Genomic DNA, 21,686 nt, shown 5'->3' with positions numbered 1-21,686 from the left:
CTGCTTTCGACGGCGCGTTGCTAGAACGCCATTGCGGCGCCCGTCAATGGCTGATTGTGCGCAGCCGCCATGAGCGGGGCGTGGGACGGCGCGGCCTCGGTGGCGAGATCGGTGTACATCAGGCAGGCCTCGGCATAGGGCCCGCGACGCTCGGCCAAGGTTTCGACGCGGACGACGACGACATCGCCGGCATGATCCGGATAGCTCAGCACCTGGCCGGGGCGGACCAGCGCCGAGGCCCGCTCGACGACCCGGCCATCGATGCGCAACCTTCGGCTTTCACACAGCGCCTTGGCGCATCCCCTCGATTTGGCGAGCCGTGCAAACCACAGCCATTTGTCGAGCCGGAGCGATGCGCCATAGACCAAATCGTGCCTGCCTTTCTATCTTGAGCGGCTTCGCCGCGCCGGCGCCTGGCCGGGGCTTTCGAAGCGGACATCTGCCAGTATGCCGAAGGGCGAGGCAGCGCGCGCACTGGCATCGCGGGCGGCCTCGATCGGGGGGGTGGCGCTGGCCGGCGCATCGAAGCGCCTTGTGCCGCGCCAGGCGAAATGCTGGGTGCCATCAACGAGCTGGGGCTTGTAGCCGAGCGCGCGCAGCAGCCGGGCCAGCCCGTCATGCGAGAGGCCGGCCGAGGCCGCCCAGTGCGGATCGGGGATGAAGGGGGCGCGGCCAGCGCGGCGGCCATGGACAGCGCGGGCCAGCCGGTCGACGATATCGATGCGCACCGCCTGCGCGCCGATGCGCCAGAAACCGGCGGTTTCGAGAAAGCCCTGCGGCCAGTCCGGGGCGACGGCGAGGCTGACGCGGCCGGGTGCGGGCAGCGGCGGCAGCGCCTTTTGCTCGGACCAGACCGCCCAGAGCGCCATGCGCCAGCGGGTGGGGGCGGGGCGCAGCAGCCGGGGCAGAAAGACATGGGTGACGCCGAGCCGCACGCCGGCCGATGACAATGCCTGGCGGTCGCCGCGCATGAGGGCGGTGAGCTGATCATGGGCATCGGTGCGGGGCAGGACGCCCAGCGTTTCGACGAGGCGGACGATGAGGCCGCGCGCGCCGGGCGAGAGCGCATGGCCGCGTGCCTGAACCTCGACGAGCGGCCCGAGCGCTTCGGCGATGGCGGCGCTGACATAGGCTTCAAGCCGGGCCTGCACCCGGGCGCGGGCGGCGGGCGCAAGGCTGGCCAGCGCGCGGTCGAGCTGGACGCGCGGGGTGAGCGCGTCGCGGCCCTTGCGCAGGCTGGCGACGCGGGCGCCGGCCCAGAGGATGTGCGGCGGCATGGCGCCGGAAAAGGCCATGTCAAAAGCGCTGTCTTCGGCGGCCGCCAGCGTCTCGGCGCGGGCGGCGAGGACATGGACGAGATGCCGCTCGGCAGCCGCCAGCAGCAGCCGCTGTTCGCCGGCACGAGCGAGGGGATCGGCGGAGAAGCGGAAACCGTCGAGCCGGCCGATGACCTCGCCTTCGACGGCGACGCTGCCGTCCTCGTCGAGCTCGACGCGCTGCTCGCCGTTTTTGGCCTTGAGATCCTTCAGCAGCACGGCGGTGCGGCGATCGACGAAGCGCTGGGTGAGCGCGGCGTGGAGGGCATCTGACAGCCGCTCCTCGACGGCGCGGGCGCGTTCGGCCCAGTGCGCCGGGTTTTCCAGCCAGTCGGGCCTATGGGCGATATAGGTCCAGGTGCGTGCCGACGCGATGCGGTCGGCGATGGTTTCAACGTCACCGGTGACACGGTCGAGATGGGCGAGTTCGGAGGCGATCCAGGCATCGGGCAGGCGGCCATCGCCCTCGGAGAGGTGGCGGAAGACGCGGGCGACGAGGCGGCCATGCTGTTCGGCGCCAGTCTTGCGGTAATCGGGCAGGCCGCAGGCGGCCCAGAGGCGGGCGACGCCGCGGGCGCCGCCAAAGCGCTGGGCGAGGCGCTCCATCACCCAGGGCTCGCCGGCCATGGCCTTGAGGACGGCGAGATCGATGGCATCGGCGCCGCGTTGCAGCTCGGGGCGCGGGGCGCGGGCATCGAGCGAGGCGATGAGGCGCTGGGGCGAGGCGAAATCAAGCGCGGTGTTGCGCCAGACGAGATGGTCGAGCGGCTCGAAGCTGTGCGCTTCAAGGCCGTCGATCTCTTCGGGGGTGAACTGGGCGGCGGTCTCGGTGCCGAGCTGGACGGTGCCGAAGCTGCCGTCTTTCTGGAAGCGACCGGCGCGGCCGGCGATCTGCGCCATTTCCGAGAGGCGCAGGCGGCGATGGCGGCGGCCATCGAACTTCGACAGGCTGGCGAAGGCGACATGGGCGATATCCATGTTGAGGCCCATGCCGATGGCATCGGTGGCGACCAGATAATCGACCTCGCCCGACTGGTAGAGCGCGACCTGGGCGTTGCGCGTGCTGGGCGAGAGGCTGCCCATGACCACCGCAGCGCCGCCCTTTTGCCGGCGCAGCATCTCGGCCAACGCATAGACTTCGGTGGCGGTGAAGGCGACGATGGCGGAGCGGCGCGGCAGCCGCGAGAGCTTTTTGGCGCCGGCATAGCTGAGCGTGGAGAAGCGCGGGCGGGTGACGATCTCGGCCTCGGGGATGAGGGTGCGGATGAGCGGGCGCAGCGTCTCGGCGCCGAGGATCATGGTTTCGGCATAGCCGCGCGCATGGAGCAGCCGGTCGGTGAAGACATGACCGCGCTCGGGATCGGCGCCGAGCTGAGCCTCGTCGAGGGCGAGGAAGGAGACCTCGCGGTCGAGCGGCAGCGATTCCATGGTGCAGAGGAAATAGCGCGCGGTGTCGGGGACGATCCGCTCTTCGCCGGTGATCAGCGCCACGGACGCTGCGCCCTTGATGGCGACGACCTTGTCATAGACTTCGCGCGCCAGCAGGCGCAGCGGAAAGCCGATCATGCCGCTGGTGTGGCCGCACATGCGCTCGACGGCGAGATGGGTCTTGCCGGTGTTGGTGGGGCCGAGAACCGCGGTGACGGTGCCGCCGCCGCTGGGCGGCCGGGGGGTTGAAGGCGAGAGCGGCGGCCTGTTCACCCGGTCAATCTGGCGGGTGGGTGGGCGCTGCGCAAGGCGGGCAAATGTGCGAAATGGCGGCGAAAGCGCGCAGCCCGGGCGGGGGCGAAGAGGGTGAGGAAGGCGCCGGAGCTGCTCATCACATCCTTTGCGGCTGCAATGGGGGAAAGCTGTCACATGCCGGCAAACGATTCAAGTGACCGTTCAAAGACTATCGGCTCATCGCATTATTTTGGCGCCGAATCGTTGCCGCATTGACACAGGAGTCGGTGAGGGCGAAAGATTCCAGCACATTAAACGGACCTTTGGGGGTTGGGTTTGTATCAACCGCAGCTGCAAGGCGCAGGTGCTCAACAGGTCGGCGCAGCCGGCCTTGCACCTGTCTGGCCGGGCGTGGCAAATGGCCGGGCAGTGGGCGGCTCGCGGCGGCAGATGGCGCGCTGGCGCGAGGCGGCGGCCGGGCTGGCGCTGGGCACCGAACTTTCGACCGATCTGGGCAGCGGCATTGGCGGGCGCAGCTGGTGGCTGGGGCTGATGGCCTGTGTGGCGCTGTGCGGCACGGCGATCACGCTGGCGCTGGATGTGCCGCTGTTGCCGGCGGCGGGGCGTGCGCCCTTGAGCGAGGAAGCGCGCGAGAATTTGCGCGGTCAGTTTTTGGCGCCGCTGGCGATGGGGGCGCGGAGCGGTGTGCAGACCCGGCCCGACCCGGCGCGCGTGGTGCCGCTTTCGGAAATTCCCGAGCGTCCGCGCATCGAGCTGACGGCGCGGATCATCGGCGGGCGGTCGCTGGGCACGACTTTGCAGCGCAGCGGCGTGAGCGCGAACGACATCGCCCGGGCCACGGCGCTGCTGAAGCCCGAAGTCAATCTGCGCTCGCTCAAGGCCGGGACCGAGATCGAGCTGGTGCTGGGCCGGCGCGCCAGCCGCGCCGAGCCGCGGCCGCTGGAACGGCTGGCGCTGCGCTCGGCCTTTGACATGCGCCTCGCGGTGGAGCGCACGGGCGACGAGCTGACGCTGCGCAAGATCCCGATCAAGGTGGATTCGACGCCGGTGAGGGTGAATGGGCTGGTCGGGCGGAGCCTGCTCAGATCTTTGCAGGACGCCGGCATACCGGGGCGGCAGGCGCGCGAATATATGAATGTGATGGGCTATGTCGTCGACATGCAGCGCGGCGTGGGCGCCAAGGACCGGTTTGACATCATCGTGGCGCGCGACAAGGCGGAGACCGGCGAGGAGCGCTATGGCGGCGTGCTTTACGGCGCGCTTGACCGGCTGGGCAAGGACCGGATCGAGGTGGCGCGCTTCGGGCCGGGCGGCGAGTTTTACCGCGACAATGGCGAATCGGCGCGCAAGGGGCTGATGCGCACGCCGGTCAATGGCGCGCGGATGACCTCACGCTTTGGCATGCGCTTTCACCCGCTGCTCAACTATTCGCGGATGCACCAGGGCGTGGACTTTGGCGCGCGGCACGGCGCGCCCATCTATGCCGCCGCCAGCGGCACGGTGGAATATGCCGCCCCGCATGGCGGGCATGGCAATTATGTGCGGCTCAGGCACAACAGCACGCTGAAGACGGCCTATGCCCATATGTCGCGCTTTGCGGTGCGGCGCGGACAGTCGGTGAAACAGGGCGATGTCATTGGCTATGTCGGCTCGACCGGCGTGTCGACCGGGCCGCACCTGCACTATGAGGTCTGGCTGCGCGGCAAGGCGGTCAACCCGATGACGCTGAAGTTCACCGGCGGCTCGCAGCTGAGCGGCGCCGACATGAGCCAGTTCAAGACCGAGCTGGACCGGCTGCGCGCGACGGCGATGACCGGCGTCAGCACGCCGGCCTCCGAAAGGCCGGGGCGGCGGCCCGCTTGAGGGGGGCTGGCGCAATCGCGGCGCTGCTGATGCTGGCGGGGCCTGTGCTGGCGCAGGACCAGATGCCGGCTGCGGGGCGGGCAGAGACGATGCCGGCTGTGGGCCGGCCGGTGGCGAAGATCGTCAGCCCGGCCTGGGACCGGGAGCAGCGGCGCGACCAGCGCGGCGAATTTGCCGATGTGGTGAAGGCGCTGGGCATTGGGCCGGGGCAGACGGTGGCCGATATCGGCGCGGGCGCGGGCTATTATACGGTGCGGCTGAGCCCCCTTGTCGGACCGCAGGGGCGGGTGATCGCGCAGGATATCGAGGCGCGCTACATACAGGACCTGCGCAAGCGGGTGGCGGCGGAAAAGCTTGAGAATGTGCGCTTCGTGCGCGGCACCGAGAGCGACCCCAAGCTGCCGGTTGGCGCGGTCGATGTGGCGCTGATGATCCATATGTATCACGAGATCGGCCAGCCCTATGCGCTGCTGTCACGGCTGCGCGCGAGCCTGAAGCCGGGCGGCCGGGTGGCGATTGTCGATCTGGAGCGCGAGCCGCAATATCATGGCATGCCGCGTGACCTGCTGGTCTGCGAGGTGCGGGCAGTGGGCTATGAGCTTGAGAAGCTGACCGATCTTGAAGTGGGCTATCTGGCGGTGTTTCGCCTTGGCGCGCCGGTGGATGCCGCGAAGGTGAAGGCCTGCCGGGGTTAGGCTTGCCAGCGGGCGAAGATGGCGGTGGGCAAGAGGAGCCCCCGGCTCTCTTCGCGGATGGCCATGTCGCCGGCTTCGACCCTGCCGCCCATTGGTGCAAAGGCGCTGGCGAACAGTTCGCCGAGCGCGACCGATGACATGCGCACGGCATAGACGGTGAGGATGACGAAGCCATCGGGGGTGACCAGCTGGCGGGCGAGATCGACGAGCTCGGGCAGGTCGCGTTCGAGGCTCCAGATCTCGCCATCGGGGCCGCGGCCATATTTGGGCGGGTCGAGCATCAGGCCGTGATAGCGATTGCCGCGCCGGACTTCGCGGCGGAGGAACTTGAGCGCATCGTCGATGAGCCAGCGCACCGGCGCCTCGGAGAGGCCGGACAGGGTGGCGTTTTCGCGCGCGGCCGCCACGGCCTTTTTGCTGGCATCGACATGGGTGACGCGCGCGCCGGCCTCCGCCGCGATCAGGCTGGCGAGACCGGTATAGCCGAAGACATTGAGGAAGCTGCGCGCCTCGCCACCCGATGGCGTGACGCGGGGGCGCATGAAATCCCATTGCACGGCCATATCCGGGAAGAAGCCGAGATGGCGGAAGGCGGTGTTAGCGGCGTGAAATCTGACGGCGCCGCGGCTGAGCGGCCAGCGTGGGGGGACATGGGGGTCGAGCGTCCAGCGGCCGCCGCCGTCTTCATCGCTGCCGCCGGTGAATTCGCCGTCGGCCTGCCAATCGGCCTCGGCCGGCGCCCAGAGCGCCTGCGGCTCGGGGCGGATGAAGCGCCAGGGGCCGTAACGCTCCAGCTTGCGGCCATGGCCGCTGTCGAGAAGGGCGAAATCGGGCCAGGGCTCGGTGACGAGCAGGCTGAGCTGCCGGTCCCAGAGGCTCATGCGGCGCGGGACCGGCGGCGGGCCGGGCCGGCGCCGATTTCGGCACGCGCCGGCGGCTGGGCGAGCATGGCGGCCCCCGCCGCGCGGGCGGCATCGACATCAACGGCGTCAAGCCGGGCGATGACCGTTTCGGGCGGCAGCCACTGGCCGTGGATGAGCCATTGCCGGGCCGCATAATCGGCCTGGCCAGCGGGGCTTTCGAGCGCCATCAGCAGGCCGGCGACGGCCTGGGCGCGGGCGCGGTCAAGCTCCGCCTTGTCGAGGGTGCGGGCGGCGGCATGGAGCACCTCGTCGATGAGGTCGCGCGCGGCCGCCGCGTCGGACTTGGCGCAGGCGGCATGGACGCTCATCAGACCGCAGTCATGATAGGGGGTCATGCCGGCGCTGACCGAATAGGCGAGGCCGCGCGCTTCGCGGACCTCCTGGAACAGCCGCGAGGACATGCCGCCGCCGACCGCCAGCGTAAACAGCAGGGCGGCGTCGTGATCTGCGGCATGATGGCCGGGCGACGGCAGGCCGAGGGTGAGCTGCGCCTGTTCGCAGCGGCGACGGTCGGTGTGCTGGCCGGGCGTGAAGTGGCTGGGCGTGGTGCGGGCGGGGGCTTGGGGCGCGCTGGCGAGGGCTGGAAAGGCGGCTTCGGCGAGGCGCATGGCGTGCGCGCCATCGACCTTGCCGGCCACGGCGAGGGTGAGGCGGGACGGGTGATAATGGGCGCGCTGCCAGCCGCGCAGATCATCGGCGGTGATGCGCGCGAGGCTGGCTTCCTCGCCGAGCACCGAGCGGCCGAGCGGCTGGTTGGTGAAGGCGACCTGCTGGAGATGATCGAAGACGATGTCGTCGGGCGTGTCGCGGGCTTCGCCAAGCTCTTGCAGGACGACGTGTTTTTCGCGCGCCAGCTCGTCTTCGTCGAAACGGGCGTGGGTGAGCATGTCGGCGATCAGATCGAGGCCGAGCGGCAGGTCGCGAGCGAGCAGCCGGGCGTGAAAGGCGGTCATGTCGCGCGCCGTCCAGGCGTTGAGCTGGCCGCCGACATCTTCCATCTGTTCGGCGATGTCGCGGGCGCTGCGCCGCGCCGTGCCCTTGAAGACCATATGCTCGAAGAGATGGGCGAGGCCGTTCAGCTCGGCGGCTTCATCGCGCGCGCCGGCATCAGCGAGCAGGTTGATGGCCACCGTTTCGACGCCGGCGACCGGGCAGATGAGGACCCGCAGGCCGTGGCTGGTCTGGCCGGTCTGCGGTGCGATCATGCGGCGCTGCGGGCGCGGGCGCGGGCGGCGATGTAATCCTCGACCGCGCCGAGTTCGGCGGGCAGTGTTTCATAACGCTCTTCGCGGTCGAACAGGCCGGCGACGCGGGCGGGAAGCGCGGGGCGCAGGCCGCAGGCGCGCTCGACGGCGTCGCCGAACTTGGCCGGGTGCGCTGTCGCCAGCGTCACCATCGGCGCCTGGCCTGCATGCTGGCGGGCGGCGGCGAGGCCGATGGCGGTGTGCGGATCGAGGATCTGGCCGCAGCTGTTCTGCGCCCAGCGCATCGCCTGCGCCATGGTGTCGGTGTCGATGCGGGCGCTGGCGAACAGGCGGGCGGCTTCGGCGCGCATGGCGGGCGCAATGGCGAGCGCACGGCTGGCTTCAAAGCCGCGCATGGTGGCGGCGCAGGCCGCGCCGTCGCGGCCATGAAGATCATAGAGCAGCCGCTCGAAATTGCTGCTCACCTGAATGTCCATCGACGGGCTGCTGGTGGGGGCGACCTGGCCGACCGAATAATCCCCCACTGACAGCGCGCGGTGGAGGATGTCGTTTTCGTTGGTGGCAACGACGAGCCGCTCGATGGGCAGGCCCATGCGCGCGGCGACATAGCCGGCGAAGACATCGCCGAAATTGCCGGTGGGGACCGAGAAGGCGACGGCGCGGCCGGGCGCACCGAGGCGGACGGCAGCATAGAAATAATAGACGATCTGGAACATCAGCCGGGCCCAGTTGATGCTGTTGACCGCCGACAGGGGGAAACGGGCGGCGAAGGCGGCATCGTTGAACATCGCCTTGACCAGCGCCTGCGCGTCATCGAAGCTGCCTTCGACCGCGATATTGTGGACATTGGGCGCCAGCACCGTCGTCATCTGGCGGCGCTGCACCTCGGAGACGCGCCCCTTCGGGTGGAGCATGAACACCTCCACGCCAGCGCGGCCGGCGAGCGCGTTGATGGCGGCCGAGCCGGTGTCGCCCGAGGTGGCGCCGATGACGGTCAAGTGGCGGCCCGAGCCGGAGAGGAAGCGCTCGAACATCTGGCCGAGCGCCTGCATTGCCACATCCTTGAAGGCGAGCGTGGGGCCGTGGAACAGCTCGAGCAGCCAGTGCTGGTGATCGAGCTGGACCAGCGGCACGGTGGCGGCATGGCTGAAGCTGGCATAGGCGCGGGTGAGGAGCGTGCGCAGCTCGGCCTCGTCAAGCGCGTCGGCGACGAAGGGGCGGCAGATGCGGACCGCGGTTTCGACATAGCTGAGGCCGGCGAGATCGGCGATCTCATCGGCGCTCAGGCTGGGCCAGTGGCGCGGCACGTAAAGGCCGCCGTCGCTGGCGAGGCCAGCGAGCGTGACATCTGCGAAACCAAGGACGGGCGCGGCGCCGCGGGTGCTGACATATTCCATGGCCACAGCGCCTAGCGGGAGCGGGTGGCGGGCGCAAGTTTGGCGCGGCGGCGCAGCCACAGGCCGTAGATGACGAGGAGCGTGAGCGCGAGGCCGAACCATTGGCCGGCATAGGCGAGATGATTGTCCGGCAGGTCCCGCGCCGAGGGCAGGCGCGAGGGCTGGAGACCGGGCGCGGCTTCGGTCGGGATGAGCATGAACTGCGGCCGGTCGGGCTCGTCGCCATAGGGGCGCTCGATGATCAGACCTTCGAACATGGTGTCGACGGTGTAGCTTGTGGTCATGGCATCGGGATTGCGGGTCCAGCCGGCGACGACGACGAGATCGGGGGCGGGATTTTCGGGGTTGCAATTGACGAGGACGAGGAAGCCGCCCTGCCCGCCCGCGCTGGCGCCGCCTTTCAGATCATAGGGGCGCACGGCGCCGGGGCGGCAGATATGCTGGGCGCGGCGGTATTGCACGCTGCGGAGGCCGATCATCGCCTCGTAGAAATCCTTGGGCGTGAGCAGCGGCTGGCTGGGCGCTGCCTCCAGCTTGGCGATGAGATCGGCCTTCCACTGGGCGCGCTGAAGCTGCCAGATGCCGAGGCCGGCGAGGCACGCGGTGAGCAGGAAGATGACCGCCGTGCCGATGACGGGAACGGCACGCATCAGGACCGGCCCTCGCGGGCGTTGTTGGCATATTCGAGCGCCAGCAGCGCGCCCTTGGCGAAGCGCATCAGGCCGAGCGAGAGGATGAGGGTGAGCGGCAGCCAGAGGAGGACATGGACCCACCAGGGCGGCTCGGCGGACAGCTCGAGCCAGAGCGCAAGGCCGGTGATGACGGCGCCGACGATGAGGATGAGGAAGGCGGCCGCGCCGTCACCGACGTTGAAGGCCGCGTAATCGAGGCCGCAGGCGGTGCAGGCGGGCGCGAAGGCGAGTGGCCCGGAGAACAGCCTGCCCTGGCCGCAGCGCGGGCAGCGGCCGGCGGCTGCCCGTTTCACAGCGGCCTTTGATGCCTCAGCCAAAGGCGCTTTTCATCACGGCGTTGCCGAAGTTGGAGCCCCAGACATAGATGGCGATGAACAGGAACAGCCAGACGACATCGACGAAATGCCAGTACCAGGCGGCCGCTTCAAAGCCGAAATGGTGCTTGGAGGTGAAATCGCCCTGATAGACGCGCGCGAGGCAGACGATCAGGAAGATGGTGCCGACGATGACATGGAAGCCGTGAAAGCCGGTCGCCATGTAGAAGGTGGCGCCGTAGATATTGTCGCCCATGGCGAAATGGGCATGGCTGTATTCGTAGGCCTGAACGACCGAGAAGATGGCGCCGAGCGCGATGGTGAGCCACAGGCCCTGCTTGAGGCCCTGGCGGTCATCATGGATGAGCGCGTGGTGCGCCCAGGTGACGGTCGTGCCCGAGAGCAGCAGGATCAGCGTGTTGAGCAGCGGATAGACAAAGGGATCGAGCACTTCGATGCCGCTGGGCGGCCAGACGCCGTTCACGCCCTCATGGCTGGAGGGATAGAGGGCGGCGTTGAAATACGCCCAGAACCAGGCGACGAAGAACATCACTTCGGACGCGATGAACAGGATCATGCCGTAGCGGTGATGGAGCTGGACGACCGGTGTGTGATCGCCGCCATTGGCTTCGCGCACGACCGAGCGCCACCAGAAATAGAAGCAGGCGACGACGCCGGCGAGACCGGGCCAGAAGGTGGTCTGGCCCCAGGCGGTGCTGTGCATCCAGCCGACCGCGCCGATGGCCATGACGAGCGCGGCCACCGACATGGCCAGCGGCCAGGGCGAGGGGTTGAGAATGTGGAAATCGTGCGATTTCGTGCCGGCCATGATCAGTCTTTCCTGCCCAACGAAATGGTTGCGCGGCACTGTGCCGCAAGTGCGAACTGGGGGTGGCTTAGCGCCGTGTCACCCTGCTTGTCCACTGCCTATGGCTCCTGCGGGAAGAAGGTATAGGACAGCGTGATTTCCGAGATGCGGTTGGCGCTCGGATCATCGAGGATGGCGGGGTCGATATAGTAGATGACCGGCATGTCGACGCTCTGCCCGGCGCCGAGCTGCTGCTCGGTGAAGCAGAAACATTCGATCTTGCGGAAATATTGGCCCGCGGTGTCGGGCGAGACATTGTAGGTGGCGCGGCCGGTGATGGTCTTGGCGCTGGTGTTGGTGGCGGTGTAATAGGCCAGCGCCTTTTCGCCGATGCGGATCTGGCTGGTGACCTGCTTGGGCTTGAAGCGCCACGGCAGGCCGGCGGCAGTGGAGGCATCGAAGCGGACGCTGATCGTCTCGCCGCCCAGCGTGGCGGCATCAGGGAGCGCGCTGGCATCGGCGCGGCTGGTGGTGCCGTTATAGCCGGTGACCTGACAGAAGAGCTGGTAGAGCGGCACGGCCGCATAGGCAGCGCCGATCATGGTGACGGCGCCGAGCGCGGCGAGCCAGCCGGTGCGGCGCTTGGCGGCTTCCAGGCCGGCGCTGCTCATCGGCCGTCCCAGCCCTTTTGCTGGGCCATCAGCTTGGCCTGCACCTCACCCGAGGGCGGCACCATGCGGACCATGGTGATGCCGAAAAACAGCAGGGTGAGCGCAGCCAGCGTGAGCCCGAGCGCGCGGTTGCGCGAGCGGCGGCGCGCATCGAAGGCGGCGCGCTCGGCGGCGGTCCAGGTGGCGGGATCGCTCATGCCAGCCACACATCGGCGACCAGCGCGCCGAACAGGCAGGCGAGATAGAAGAGGCTGAACTTGAACAGCTTGCGCTCGGCAAGCATGTCAGGGGCAGCAGTTGCGGTGCTGCGTGAGACGCGCCAGGCGAAGAGCAGGAACATGGCGCCGGTGACGAGCGCCGTCGAACCATAGGCCCAGCCGGCAAGCCCGGTGATGCCGGGCAGCGGCACCAGCGTGCAGAGCACGAGGGCCAGCGAATACCAGAGAATCTGGCGGCGGGTTTCGGCCAAGCCGTGGGTGACGGGCAGCATGGGCACGCCGGCCTTGGAATAATCCGCCTCCATGAACAGGGCGAGCGCCCAGAAGTGCGGCGGGGTCCAGAGGAAGATGATGCCGAACAGCACCCAGGCCATGAGCGGGGTGTCACCGGTGACCGAGGCCCAGCCGACGAGCACGGGGAAGGCCCCGGCGGCGCCGCCGATGACGATGTTCTGCGGCGTGCGGCGCTTCAGCCACATGGTATAGACGACAACGTAGAAGCCGATCGAGACGGCGAGCCAAGCGGCGGCGACCCAGTTGAGCGCCAGGCCCATGGTGAGGACGCTGCCGACCGAGAGGATGATGCCGAAGGCGAGTGCTTCGTGCGCCGGCAGGCGGCCGGCGGGCAGCGGGCGGTTGGCGGTGCGCTTCATCAGCGCGTCGATATCGGCTTCATACCATTGGTTGAGCGCGCCCGCCGCACCGGCGGCGACCGCCACGCAGAGGACGGAGACGAAGGCGAGGAAGGGATGGAGCGTGCCGGGTGCTGCGATCATGGCGCAGGCGGCGGTGAAGATGACCAGCGTCATCACCCGGGGCTTCAGCAGGGCGAAATAATCCCGCCAGTCAGCAAAGGCTGAAGTGGGGGCGACGGCAGGCCCGGCTGGGTTGGTCTGGTTCATAACTCATGTCCGGAGGTGGCCGGGCCGGGCTGGCCCGGCCACCCTCGGCCTTATTTGATGACCGGCAGCGTCTCGAACTGGTGAAACGGCGGCGGCGAGGACAGGGTCCATTCGAGCGTGGTGGCGCCTTCACCCCAGTAATTGTCTTCCACGCGGCGCTTGCCGGCGAAGGAGACGATCAGGTTGAGGAAGAAGATCAGCATGCCCACGCCCATGATGGCATAGCCAATGGAGGCGATCTGGTTCCAATAGGCGTACATCTCCGGATAGTCGGGGATGCGGCGCGGCATGCCGTCGGCACCAAGGAAGTGCATCGGGAAGAACATGATGTTCACGCCGATGAAGAACACCCAGAAGTGCAGCTTGCCGAGGAACTCGTTGTAGGGCTTGCCGGTCATCTTGCCGAACCAATAGTAGAAGCCGGCGAAGATGGCGAATACGGCGCCCAGCGAGAGCACATAGTGGAAGTGGGCCACGACATAATAGGTGTCGTGGAAATAGGTGTCGACGCCGCCATTGGCGAGGATGACGCCGGTGACGCCGCCGACGGTGAACATGAAGATGAAGCCGATGGCCCAGAGCATGGGGGTCTGGAAGGTCATCGAGCCGCCCCACATGGTGGCGATCCAGGAGAAGATCTTGATGCCGGTGGGCACCGCGATGATCATCGTGGCGGCGGTGAAGTACATCTTGGTGTTCACGTCGAGACCGGCGGTGAACATGTGGTGCGCCCAGACCAGGAAGCCGATGAAGCCGATCGCGACCATGGCATAGGCCATGCCGAGATAGCCGAACACGGGCTTCTTGGAGAAGGTGCTGACGATCTGGCTGATCATGCCGAAGCCCGGCAGGATGAGGATGTAGACCTCGGGGTGACCGAAGAACCAGAACAGATGCTGGTAGAGGATCGGATCACCACCACCGTCAGCAGTGAAGAAGTGGGTGCCGAAGTTGCGGTCGGTGAGCAGCATGGTGATGGCGCCCGCCAGAACCGGCAGCGACAGCAGCAGCAGGAAGGCGGTGACCAGCACCGACCAGACGAACAACGGCATCTTGTGGAGCGTCATGCCCGGTGCGCGCATGTTGAGGATGGTGGTGATGAAATTGATGGCGCCGAGGATGGAGGAGGCACCCGCGATGTGCAGCGACAGGATGGCCATGTCGACCGCCGGGCCGGGGTGACCGGCCGTGGAGAGCGGCGGATAGACGGTCCAGCCGGTGCCGGCCCCGTTGAAGCCGGCTGGGCCTTCGACGAACATCGAGGCGCAGAGCAGGATGAAGGAGGGCACGAGCAGCCAGAAGCTGACATTGTTCATGCGCGGGAAGGCCATGTCGGGCGCGCCGATCATGATGGGCACGAACCAGTTGCCGAAGCCGCCGATCATGGCGGGCATGACGGTGAAGAACACCATGATCAGGCCGTGGCCGGTGATGAACACGTTCCAGAGATGATAGCTGGCGTCGAGATTGCCGTCGGTGAACCAGGTCAGATACTGGATGCCGGGCTGGGCCAGCTCGAGACGCATGACCCCCGAAATGGCGCCGCCGATGGTGCCGGCGATGATCGCGAAGATCAGATAGAGGGTGCCGATGTCCTTGTGATTGGTCGAGAACAGCCAGCGCTGGACGAAGCCGAGCTTGTGGTCGGCGTGATCGTCATGCGCGTGGTCCGGGGCGTGGTCGGGGGCAAGAGCGGTGGTGGCCATGGTCAAATGCTCCTTCAGGCCGCAGGACGCGCCGCGATGGCGGCGACGGTTTCGGGTTCGGGGGTTTCGGTTTCGGGGGTCGCTTCAGGCGCCACTTCGGCGACGGCGGGAACGGTCGGCTCGATGCCGTTTTCTTCCTGCCGGGCGGCGATCCAGGCGTTGAATTTGTCTTGAGAGACGACTTCGACGGCGATCGGCATGAACGCGTGCTTGGTGCCGCAAAGCTCCGAACACTGGCCGAAGAACACGCCTTCGCGCTCGACCTTGAACCAGGTCTCGTTGATGCGGCCGGGCACGGCGTCCATCTTCACCCAGAAGCTGGGCATGGCGAAGCTGTGCATGACATCGGACGCAGTGGTGAGCACCTTGACGGTGGCGCCGACGGGGACGACGACCCGGTTGTCGGTATCGAGCAGCTTGGGGCTGCCGCGTTCGGCCAATTCTTCGTCGGTGAGCATCACGGCATCGAAGCTGAAGCCGCCATGATCGGGATATTCATATTCCCAATACCATTGGTGGCCGATGGCCTTGATGGTGAGATCGGCCTTGGGCGGATCATATTGATCGGCGAGCAGGCGGAAGCTGGGCACCGCGATGAAGGCGAGCATCAGCACCGGAACGACGGTCCAGATGACCTCGACAGTGGTGTTGTGGCTGGTCTTGCTGGCCACCGGATTGGCGCTGGCGCGGTAGCGAAACATCGTCCAGCCGAGGAGAACGAGGACGAAGACGGCGACGAAGGCCATCATCGGGTTCATGATGTAGTTGGTCAGCTCATAGGCCTGCTGGCCGATGGCGGTGACGGGGGTTTGCAGATCCCAGCCGCCGGTGGGCTGGCCGAGATTGGCGACGGGCGCCACGAATTCAGGGCCGGCGGCGGGAATTTCGGCGGTGGTGACCAACTCGACGGGGGCGGCAAGGGGCGGGTCGGTCTGGGCGAGCGCGGCGCTTGCGAGGCCGCTGCTGAGGGCGGCGAAACTGGTGGTCAGCGGGCGCTTGAGGATGCGCATGAATACCCCTTGAAAACGCATGAACGGCAATTCAGCTCGGTTGCGAAGTCCTATGACGCGATGCAGCGCGCGCGGCAAGCGGCGTTGACGTCGCGGGCATGATTTTCAGGCCTTGAGGTCCGCAAAAACGGCCCTTTGCTTTGCCATCTGGGCGCGCACGGCGTTGGGCACATCCTCGCCCTGCAGCATGGCGGCGTTCCACAGCGCGACAAATTCGAGTCCGTCCTCTATCGAATGGTCGCGGCCATGGTTGAGCACGCGCTTGATGCCGGTGATGGCGAGCGGCGATTTGCTGGCGATCTCCTCGGCCATCAGCCGCGCGGCCTCAAGTGCGGCTTCGTGATCGGCCTCGACTCGGTTGAGGAAGCCCCATTGCCGGGCTTCGGCGGCCGGGAAGCGGCGCCCGGTATAGGCCAGCTCGCGCACCAGCCCCTGCGGCAGCAGGTGCGGCAGGCGCTGCAGCGTGCCGACATCGGCGACGATGGCGATGTTGATCTCCTGCACGGTGAAGAAGCAGTTTTCGGTGCCGATACGGAGGTCGCAGGCGGTGACGAAATCGACGCCGCCGCCGATGCAGCCGCCCTGGATGGCGGCGATGACGGGCACGCGGCAGCGGTCGATGACGTTGAACGTCTCCTGCATGTGGAGGATATGGCGGCGGAAGGCCTCGCGGGCGCGGCCGGGATCGGCGTCCGGGTCATTGCCGGTGGCGCCGGCCCAGCCGAGATCGAGCCCGGCGGTGAAATGCTTGCCGGTGGAGGCGACGACGACGGCGCGGATGGCGGGGTTTTCGTCGATGGCGGCGAAGACCTGGATCAGCTCGGTCCAGAAGGCCTTGTTCATGGTGTTGAGCTCGGCCGGGCGGCACATGGTGACATGGGCAATGGCGCCATCGACACGATATTCGAGCGTGGAGAGTTCCATAATTTCGGTCCTTCGGCTAAGGGCGGCGCATGACGAAATTCACCATCAACAACTCGCCGGTCGAGTTCAAGCTATCACCTGAGACACCCCTGCTCTGGGCGCTGCGTGACGCGGCCAATCTGACCGGCACCAAATTCGGCTGCGGGGCGGGGCTGTGCGGGGCCTGCACGGTACATGTCGACGGCGTGGCCATGCGCTCATGCCAGCTGACCATTGGCGATCTGGAGGGCACGTTCGTGACCACCATCGAAGGGCTGTCGGCGGACCGCAGCCACCCGGTGCAGCTGGCGTGGATCGCCGAGCAGGTGCCGCAGTGCGGCTTCTGCCAGTCGGGCATGATCATGGCGGCAGCGGCCCTGCTGAAGGAAAATCCGAAGCCAACTCGCGATGACATTGATGCGGCGATCACCAACATCTGCCGCTGCGGCACCTATCCGCGCATCCGCCGCGCCATCTTCAGGGCCGCGCGCGGCGACCTGCCGGGGGTTGGGCCGGGCCCTGGCGCCAGCCCGGCCGAAATGGCGCGCGCGGCACCCAGCCTGCGGATCCTGCCGCCAGATGGCGAGACGGGTACCCCTTAAGGGTTGACCGAATAGCCCTGCGCCTGAAGCAGGGCATGGGCGCTGGAGGCCGAAATGGCCAGCTCGACGCCGGGCAGAAGGTCGGCGCGGGAGAAGCCCTGATTGTTGGCAGCCTGACCGCAGACGAGGAAGCGCACGCCCTTGGCCAGCATCTCCTCGACCATCGCCTGCGAGGCATTGGCGGCGCCGTTGTTGCGCGCGGCATAAACCTCGGGGCGGGTCAGCTCGACAATGGCATTGCCGTGGACGACGACGGCCGACGCGACATCGCCGGCAGGCATGCCATTGCCGACATGGCTGTTGATGAAGCGCGCGGCGGCTTCGAAGACGGGGTTGCGCTTGCCCGGTGTGGCCTTGGTGGCGTCATAGGCGTGGCGCAGCACCGTGCCCTTGGGGATGACGACGTTGACATCGACCGGGGTGTGGCTGCCGAAGCCCATGAACACCGGGCCATCGGTGGCGCGGGCCGGCGCGGTGGCGAGCGCGAGGGCGGCCGTCGCGGCGATCAGCATCAGCTTGTTCATCTAGTATCTCCGCATGTCGGCCAGAACGGCCCGGGCTTCGTCAAGGATGCGCCGGACGATCTCGCCGGCGGGCAAAATGTCGTGAATGGCGCCGCCGCCCTGCCCTGCGGCCATGCACTGCAGCGCGGGATTGACGTCTTCGACCACGCCGGCGATCGGGCCGAGCAGGTTTTTCTGGGCTGACTGCATGACCTGGGCGGCGAAGGGCAGCGCCGGCTTGCCTTCCCATTCCTTCGTCGTTTCATTGGCGATGCAGCGCAGCGTCTTGCCCGTGAAAGCGCGGCTGATGACGGTGTCGGCTTCGCCCATCTGCAGGATCGCCTCCTTGTAGGGCTGGCCGGCGTGCGCTTCGAGGCTGGCGATGAAGCGGGTGCCCATCCAGACGCCGGTGCAGCCCATGGCGAGAGCTGCGACAAGGCCGCGGCCATCGAACAGGCCGCCGGCGGCGACGACGGGGACATCGACAGCATCGACGACCTGCGGCCAGAGCGCGACGCTGGCGACCGAACCGGTATGGCCGCCGGCTTCGGTGCCCTGGGCGATGACGACATCGCAGCCTGCCTCGACCGCCTTGACGGCATGGCGGACATTGCCGGCCATGCACATGACGATGACGCCGGCCTGTTTGAGCTGGTCGACGATGGCCACGGGCACGCCGAGCCCGGCGATGAAGGCCTTGGCGCCGCCCTTGATGATGACCTCGACCGAGGCGGTGAGCGACTCGGGCTGGGCGGTGAGCAGATCGACGCCGAAGGGCTTGTCGGTGAGATCCCGCACCCGGGCCATCTGGTCAGCGATCTGGTGCGGGGTCATGCCGGCCATGCCGAGCGAGCCGAAGCCCCCGGCGGCCGACACGGCGGCACAGACCTCGGCATAGGACACCCCGCCCATGCCCGCGAGCAGGACGGGGTGTTCGACGCCGAGCAGATCGCAGATCGGGGTCTTGAGGCTCATTCGGCCGCTTCCCCGGCGCCCCAGCCGATGATGGCCTTGGCTTCGAGGAACTCGGCAAAGCCGTGCGCGCCCCATTCGCGGCCATTGCCCGACTGTTTGTAGCCGCCAAAGGGCGCGTTCAGATCGAAGCCGGCGCCGTTGATGCTGATCTGGCCGGCGCGGATCTGGCGGGCGATGTCGCGCGCCTTGTCCGGGCTGCCCTGCACATAGCCGGCGAGGCCATAGACGGTGTCATTGGCGATTTCGAGCGCCTGCGCTTCGCCTTCATAGGGCAACATGGCGAGGACGGGACCGAAAATCTCCTCGCGCGCGATGGTCATGTCGTTGGTGACGTCGGCGAAGACCGTGGGCTTGACATAATAGCCGGTCTCGAGGCCCTCGGGCTTGCCGGGGCCACCGGCGACCAGGGTGGCGCCTTCGGCGATGCCCTTTTCGATGAGGCTCTGGATCTTGTCATACTGGGTCTTGCTGACCACCGGACCCATGGCGGCATTGCCATCGGGCGCGCCGACGGTGGTGGCCTCGGCAGCGGCCTTGGCGATGGCCTTGGCGGCTTCCATTTTGGCGGCCGGCACCAGCATGCGGGTGGGCGCGTTGCACGACTGGCCGGAGTTCATCATCACCGCCTGAACGCCGCCGGCGACGGCCTTTTCGAGATCGGCATCATCAAGGATAATGTTGGCCGACTTGCCGCCCAGCTCCTGCGCGACGCGCTTGATGGTGGGAGCGGCGGCGCGGGCAACCTCGACGCCGGCGCGGGTCGAGCCGGTGAAGCTGACCATATCGACCTGCGGATGGCGGCTGAGGGCGGCACCAACGGTGGGGCCATCGCCGTTGACGAGGTTGAACACGCCGGCGGGCACGCCGGCAGCATGCATCACCTCGGTCCAGATGATCGCCGAGAAGGGCGCGATTTCGGACGGCTTGAGGACCATGGTGCAGCCGGTCGCGAGTGCCGGCACGACCTTGCAGGCGATCTGGTTGATCGGCCAGTTCCACGGCGTGATGAAGGCGCAGACGCCGATCGGCTCCTTGACCATGAGGGTGGTGCCCTGCATCTCTTCGAAGCCGTAATTCTTAAGTACTTCGATGCCGGTCATGATGTGGCCAATGCCGAGCGCCGCCTGGGCCTGGGTGGCGAGCCAGCCGGGCGCGCCCATTTCCTCGGTGACGGCGGCGGCGATATCGGGGATGCGCTTCTGATATTCGGCGGCAATCGCGCCGAGCAGCTCGAGTCGTTCGGCGCGGCTGGTGCGCGAGAAGGACGGGAAGGCGCGGGCCGCGGCGGCCACGGCGCGGTCGACATCGGCCTCGCTGCCCAGCGTGATATGGCCGGCCACCGCTTCGGTGGCGGGGTTGATGACTTCGAGATCATGGGCTGCGGCCGGATCGACCCAGGCCCCGTCGATGTAGAATTTCCGATAGTCGCGCATGACGTTCTCCCAAGGTTGTTTAAGTGCGACACTAGCACGCCGACGCGCGGCGTGGAGAGCCAGCTTTTCAGGCAGGGTGATTAGCGTCCGGCCCGGCCGATGCGGCCCAGCGGATGGACGCCGCTTTGGTTGGAGGTCCAGCCTTCGAGGCGGGGCGAGACCAGCGCCCAGCGCACCGCGCCGAACAGGCCGATAAACGGCGGGTCTTCGCGCAGCACCCGCTCGACGATGGCGAGCTGGCCGGGGCGCTGATCGGCGGTGACCATGCGCGCGGCCGCCAGCAGGGCATCGGCGGCATCGTTGCAATAGGCGCCCTGGCCGCAGCGGAACCGGTCGAGAAGGGCGGCGGCGTCGGGCACGGGGAGGCTGGTATCGTCGACGGCGAGATCGAAATCGCCTTCAGCGATGAGACGGGCGCGGGTGGCAGCATCGGCTTCAACCAGCACCAGCTGGACACCGAAGGACCGCCAGTCGGCGGCGACGCGCTGGGCGACCTGCGCATGCTCGCGGCCCGGCGGCACCAGCAGGCGCAAGGTGAGCAGAGGCGAGTCGGAGGGCGGTTGGGGCTGAGAGGTGGTTTCGGGCGGCGCATCGAGGGCGGCTGGGGCACTGGTGGCCACAGCGCGCGCGACGATGGCGCGCGGCGAGAGCAGCGGGGCGGGCGCGTCCGGGGGCGGGGGGGCGACCTCTGGCGCCAGAGCGGCGGGCGGGGTTTCGGGAGCGGCAACAAGAGGTGCGGAGCCGGACCCGCCCGCCTCGGCGGTTTCAACGCTGCCGGGCGGGAGCGTGGCGGCGGCGGCGAGTTCGGGCGGCGGGCTGGCGGCGCGCAGGCTGTCGGGCAGCAGGCCGGCTTCGGGCTGGATGCCGGCGAGGCCGAAGCTGCGGACCAGCGCGGCGCGGTCGATCCGCTCGGCGAGCAGGCGGCGCAGCGCCGGATCAGCCAGCGCGCCCTGGCGGGTGTTGATGCGCCAGCCATAGACGCCGTGCAGCCGGTCGAGACGCAGCTCGTTGCTGCGGCCCTGGACGCGGGCTTCGAGCAGACCGGCAAGCCCCTCGCCGACCACGACATCGACGGCGCCGCGGCGGAACTCGGCGACTGCGCCCGCCGCGTCGCGGGTGGCGGCGATGGTGACCTCGGCGGGGCGGGTATCGGGCTCGGGCGCCTCGCTGAGCCGCGCGAGGCGCAGCGGCGCGCCTGTCGCGGCGTCTTTCTCGTCGACCTTCACGGTCTGATAGCGCGACAGGGTGGGCAGATCGAGGCGGCGCACCGAGAGGCCGGGCTCGGCCAGCCAGTCGAGCAGCTGGGGCGCGGGGGCCTCGAGCCTGATCTCGACGACGCGGCTGGTGGGCGCGAGCACGCCGAGGCGGGGTGTGCTGCGGCCGGCGGCATTGGCAGCGGCCCCCTCGACGCCGGCGAGGCGGAAGCCCCGATGCGGCGCGGGCGGGCGGGCAGCGCGGCGGAAGCTGGCCACCACTTCGTCGGCAACAAGCGGGCGGTCGTCGCTCCATTTGACCGGGCGCAGCCGCAGGATGAGGATGCGGCCCTGATCGACAAAGCGCCAGGACGAGGCGAGGCCGCCGACGAGATTGCCGCCGCTGTCACGGCTGATCAGCGTGGCGGCGCGCAGCTCGGCGGCGAGGCGGGCGCTGAGCCCATGGTCGGTGTCGCCTTCGCCGACCACGGTGACGCTGAGGTTGCTGTCCTGATCAGCCGCTGGCGCGCAGGCGGCGAGCAGCAGGGCAGCCCAGAGGGCAATGGAGGACACAGGGCGCGACATTGGACGCCCCTGCTTCTAGCCAAGGCGGCCAGCCGTGGCCATTTGTTTCGGATGCGCAGCTATGGGCAGGCAAACAACAGCTTGCTTGT

21 protein-coding genes are annotated in these 21,686 nt (G+C 68.2%); 3 read left to right on the top strand and 18 right to left on the bottom strand.

Annotation, left to right across the window (positions count from 1 at the left end):
• Nucleotides 1-20: 20 nt before the first annotated feature.
• Together ACMVO5_RS13535 and ACMVO5_RS13530 are read right to left on the bottom strand one after the other, a co-directional pair.
• Nucleotides 21-368 (bottom strand): RNA-binding S4 domain-containing protein, encoded by a 348-nt coding sequence (locus tag ACMVO5_RS13535; RefSeq protein ID WP_416908017.1) that lies wholly within the window; start codon nucleotides 366-368, stop codon nucleotides 21-23.
• 15 nt (nucleotides 369-383) lie between these two features.
• Nucleotides 384-3,017 (bottom strand): helicase-related protein, encoded by a 2,634-nt coding sequence (locus ACMVO5_RS13530; RefSeq protein WP_416908016.1) that lies wholly within the window; start codon nucleotides 3,015-3,017, stop codon nucleotides 384-386.
• A 411-nt stretch (nucleotides 3,018-3,428) separates the two neighbouring features.
• On the opposite strand from ACMVO5_RS13530, the gene ACMVO5_RS13525 reads away from it, so the two are divergent.
• Together ACMVO5_RS13525 and ACMVO5_RS13520 are read left to right on the top strand one after the other, a co-directional pair.
• Entirely contained in the window at nucleotides 3,429-4,862 is a 1,434-nt protein-coding gene (locus ACMVO5_RS13525) for a M23 family metallopeptidase (protein WP_416908015.1), read from the top strand.
• Nucleotides 4,863-4,891: 29 nt separating this feature from the next.
• The gene (locus ACMVO5_RS13520; protein WP_416908014.1) at nucleotides 4,892-5,557 is read left to right on the top strand and encodes a methyltransferase domain-containing protein; all 666 of its coding nucleotides are present in this window, start codon (nucleotides 4,892-4,894) and stop codon (nucleotides 5,555-5,557) included.
• On the opposite strand, the gene ACMVO5_RS13515 is transcribed toward ACMVO5_RS13520, so the two are convergent.
• The 12 genes from ACMVO5_RS13515 to ACMVO5_RS13460 all read right to left on the bottom strand — a co-directional run bounded on the left by ACMVO5_RS13515 (nucleotide 5,554) and on the right by ACMVO5_RS13460 (nucleotide 16,327).
• Complete coding sequence (locus tag ACMVO5_RS13515) at nucleotides 5,554-6,438, bottom strand: class I SAM-dependent methyltransferase (RefSeq protein ID WP_416908013.1); 885 nt, start codon at nucleotides 6,436-6,438, stop codon at nucleotides 5,554-5,556. The genes ACMVO5_RS13520 and ACMVO5_RS13515 overlap by 4 nt on opposite strands.
• Complete coding sequence (locus ACMVO5_RS13510) at nucleotides 6,435-7,685, bottom strand: M16 family metallopeptidase (RefSeq protein WP_416908012.1); 1,251 nt, start codon at nucleotides 7,683-7,685, stop codon at nucleotides 6,435-6,437. The genes ACMVO5_RS13515 and ACMVO5_RS13510 overlap by 4 nt, the downstream gene beginning before the upstream one ends.
• On the bottom strand, nucleotides 7,682-9,082 hold the full coding sequence (gene thrC, locus ACMVO5_RS13505) for a threonine synthase (protein WP_416908011.1): 1,401 nt from the start codon (nucleotides 9,080-9,082) through the stop codon (nucleotides 7,682-7,684). Before thrC ends, ACMVO5_RS13510 begins: the two co-directional genes overlap by 4 nt.
• An 11-nt stretch (nucleotides 9,083-9,093) precedes the next feature.
• Nucleotides 9,094-9,732, bottom strand: a complete 639-nt coding sequence (locus tag ACMVO5_RS13500; RefSeq protein ID WP_416908010.1) for an SURF1 family cytochrome oxidase biogenesis protein — start codon at nucleotides 9,730-9,732, stop codon at nucleotides 9,094-9,096.
• Complete coding sequence (locus ACMVO5_RS13495) at nucleotides 9,732-10,091, bottom strand: DUF983 domain-containing protein (protein WP_416908009.1); 360 nt, start codon at nucleotides 10,089-10,091, stop codon at nucleotides 9,732-9,734. Before ACMVO5_RS13495 ends, ACMVO5_RS13500 begins: the two co-directional genes overlap by 1 nt.
• A complete protein-coding gene (locus ACMVO5_RS13490; protein WP_416908008.1) occupies nucleotides 10,084-10,917 on the bottom strand; it encodes a cytochrome c oxidase subunit 3 in 834 nt (277 codons plus the stop codon). Before ACMVO5_RS13490 ends, ACMVO5_RS13495 begins: the two co-directional genes overlap by 8 nt.
• 98 nt (nucleotides 10,918-11,015) lie before the next feature.
• Complete coding sequence (locus ACMVO5_RS13485) at nucleotides 11,016-11,567, bottom strand: cytochrome c oxidase assembly protein (RefSeq protein WP_416908006.1); 552 nt, start codon at nucleotides 11,565-11,567, stop codon at nucleotides 11,016-11,018.
• Entirely contained in the window at nucleotides 11,564-11,764 is a 201-nt protein-coding gene (locus ACMVO5_RS13480; RefSeq protein ID WP_416908005.1) for a hypothetical protein, read from the bottom strand. The genes ACMVO5_RS13485 and ACMVO5_RS13480 overlap by 4 nt, the downstream gene beginning before the upstream one ends.
• Nucleotides 11,761-12,687 carry a heme o synthase gene (locus tag ACMVO5_RS13475; protein WP_416908004.1) on the bottom strand — a complete coding sequence of 309 codons (927 nt, stop codon included), beginning with the start codon at nucleotides 12,685-12,687 and terminating at the stop codon, nucleotides 11,761-11,763. Before ACMVO5_RS13475 ends, ACMVO5_RS13480 begins: the two co-directional genes overlap by 4 nt.
• Nucleotides 12,688-12,737: 50 nt before the next feature.
• A complete protein-coding gene (ctaD, locus tag ACMVO5_RS13470) occupies nucleotides 12,738-14,393 on the bottom strand; it encodes a cytochrome c oxidase subunit I (protein WP_416908003.1) in 1,656 nt (551 codons plus the stop codon).
• Between the two features lie 14 nt (nucleotides 14,394-14,407).
• Entirely contained in the window at nucleotides 14,408-15,403 is a 996-nt protein-coding gene (gene coxB / locus ACMVO5_RS13465) for a cytochrome c oxidase subunit II (RefSeq protein ID WP_416908002.1), read from the bottom strand.
• Nucleotides 15,404-15,508: 105 nt separating this feature from the next.
• Nucleotides 15,509-16,327, bottom strand: a complete 819-nt coding sequence (locus ACMVO5_RS13460) for a crotonase/enoyl-CoA hydratase family protein (protein ID WP_416908001.1) — start codon at nucleotides 16,325-16,327, stop codon at nucleotides 15,509-15,511.
• 29 nt (nucleotides 16,328-16,356) lie between these two features.
• Here ACMVO5_RS13460 and ACMVO5_RS13455 point away from each other — a divergent pair, with 29 nt between their 5' ends.
• Entirely contained in the window at nucleotides 16,357-16,908 is a 552-nt protein-coding gene (locus tag ACMVO5_RS13455; RefSeq protein WP_416908000.1) for a (2Fe-2S)-binding protein, read from the top strand.
• Here ACMVO5_RS13455 and ACMVO5_RS13450 read toward each other — a convergent pair.
• From ACMVO5_RS13450 to ACMVO5_RS13435, 4 genes are all read right to left on the bottom strand, one after another.
• Nucleotides 16,905-17,432 carry a DsrE family protein gene (locus tag ACMVO5_RS13450; RefSeq protein WP_416907999.1) on the bottom strand — a complete coding sequence of 176 codons (528 nt, stop codon included), beginning with the start codon at nucleotides 17,430-17,432 and terminating at the stop codon, nucleotides 16,905-16,907. The two genes, ACMVO5_RS13455 and ACMVO5_RS13450, sit on opposite strands and share 4 nt — an antisense overlap.
• Nucleotides 17,433-18,386, bottom strand: a complete 954-nt coding sequence (locus ACMVO5_RS13445) for an NAD(P)H-dependent flavin oxidoreductase (protein WP_416907998.1) — start codon at nucleotides 18,384-18,386, stop codon at nucleotides 17,433-17,435. It lies immediately after the preceding gene.
• On the bottom strand, nucleotides 18,383-19,819 hold the full coding sequence (locus ACMVO5_RS13440; RefSeq protein WP_416907997.1) for an aldehyde dehydrogenase family protein: 1,437 nt from the start codon (nucleotides 19,817-19,819) through the stop codon (nucleotides 18,383-18,385). Before ACMVO5_RS13440 ends, ACMVO5_RS13445 begins: the two co-directional genes overlap by 4 nt.
• Before the next feature lie 80 nt (nucleotides 19,820-19,899).
• Nucleotides 19,900-21,597, bottom strand: a complete 1,698-nt coding sequence (locus ACMVO5_RS13435; protein WP_416907996.1) for an ABC transporter substrate-binding protein — start codon at nucleotides 21,595-21,597, stop codon at nucleotides 19,900-19,902.
• Nucleotides 21,598-21,686 lie beyond the last annotated feature (89 nt).

This window comes from Polymorphobacter sp. (genome assembly GCF_048007885.1).
Taxonomy (GTDB): Bacteria; Pseudomonadota; Alphaproteobacteria; order Sphingomonadales; family Sphingomonadaceae; genus Sandarakinorhabdus.
The sequence above is the reverse complement of the archived record's forward strand: the minus strand, read 5'-3'. Positions and strand labels throughout refer to the sequence as shown.

Bases quoted from the DNA above. Each gene is read 5' to 3' on its own strand.
- ACMVO5_RS13525 (WP_416908015.1), top strand. From the start codon at position 3,429: ATGGCGCGCTGGCGCGAGGCGGCGGCCGGGCTGGCGCTGGGCACCGAA.
- ACMVO5_RS13520 (WP_416908014.1), top strand. From the start codon at position 4,892: ATGCTGGCGGGGCCTGTGCTGGCGCAGGACCAGATGCCGGCTGCGGGG.
- ACMVO5_RS13515 (WP_416908013.1), bottom strand. From the start codon at position 6,438: ATGAGCCTCTGGGACCGGCAGCTCAGCCTGCTCGTCACCGAGCCCTGG.
- ACMVO5_RS13510 (WP_416908012.1), bottom strand. From the start codon at position 7,685: ATGATCGCACCGCAGACCGGCCAGACCAGCCACGGCCTGCGGGTCCTC.
- thrC (WP_416908011.1), bottom strand. From the start codon at position 9,082: ATGGAATATGTCAGCACCCGCGGCGCCGCGCCCGTCCTTGGTTTCGCA.
- ACMVO5_RS13500 (WP_416908010.1), bottom strand. From the start codon at position 9,732: ATGCGTGCCGTTCCCGTCATCGGCACGGCGGTCATCTTCCTGCTCACC.
- ACMVO5_RS13490 (WP_416908008.1), bottom strand. From the start codon at position 10,917: ATGGCCGGCACGAAATCGCACGATTTCCACATTCTCAACCCCTCGCCC.
- ACMVO5_RS13485 (WP_416908006.1), bottom strand. From the start codon at position 11,567: ATGAGCAGCGCCGGCCTGGAAGCCGCCAAGCGCCGCACCGGCTGGCTC.
- ACMVO5_RS13480 (WP_416908005.1), bottom strand. From the start codon at position 11,764: ATGAGCGATCCCGCCACCTGGACCGCCGCCGAGCGCGCCGCCTTCGAT.
- ACMVO5_RS13475 (WP_416908004.1), bottom strand. From the start codon at position 12,687: ATGAACCAGACCAACCCAGCCGGGCCTGCCGTCGCCCCCACTTCAGCC.
- ctaD (WP_416908003.1), bottom strand. From the start codon at position 14,393: ATGGCCACCACCGCTCTTGCCCCCGACCACGCCCCGGACCACGCGCAT.
- coxB (WP_416908002.1), bottom strand. From the start codon at position 15,403: ATGCGCATCCTCAAGCGCCCGCTGACCACCAGTTTCGCCGCCCTCAGC.
- ACMVO5_RS13460 (WP_416908001.1), bottom strand. From the start codon at position 16,327: ATGGAACTCTCCACGCTCGAATATCGTGTCGATGGCGCCATTGCCCAT.
- ACMVO5_RS13455 (WP_416908000.1), top strand. From the start codon at position 16,357: ATGACGAAATTCACCATCAACAACTCGCCGGTCGAGTTCAAGCTATCA.
- ACMVO5_RS13450 (WP_416907999.1), bottom strand. From the start codon at position 17,432: ATGAACAAGCTGATGCTGATCGCCGCGACGGCCGCCCTCGCGCTCGCC.
- ACMVO5_RS13445 (WP_416907998.1), bottom strand. From the start codon at position 18,386: ATGAGCCTCAAGACCCCGATCTGCGATCTGCTCGGCGTCGAACACCCC.
- ACMVO5_RS13440 (WP_416907997.1), bottom strand. From the start codon at position 19,819: ATGCGCGACTATCGGAAATTCTACATCGACGGGGCCTGGGTCGATCCG.
- ACMVO5_RS13435 (WP_416907996.1), bottom strand. From the start codon at position 21,597: ATGTCGCGCCCTGTGTCCTCCATTGCCCTCTGGGCTGCCCTGCTGCTC.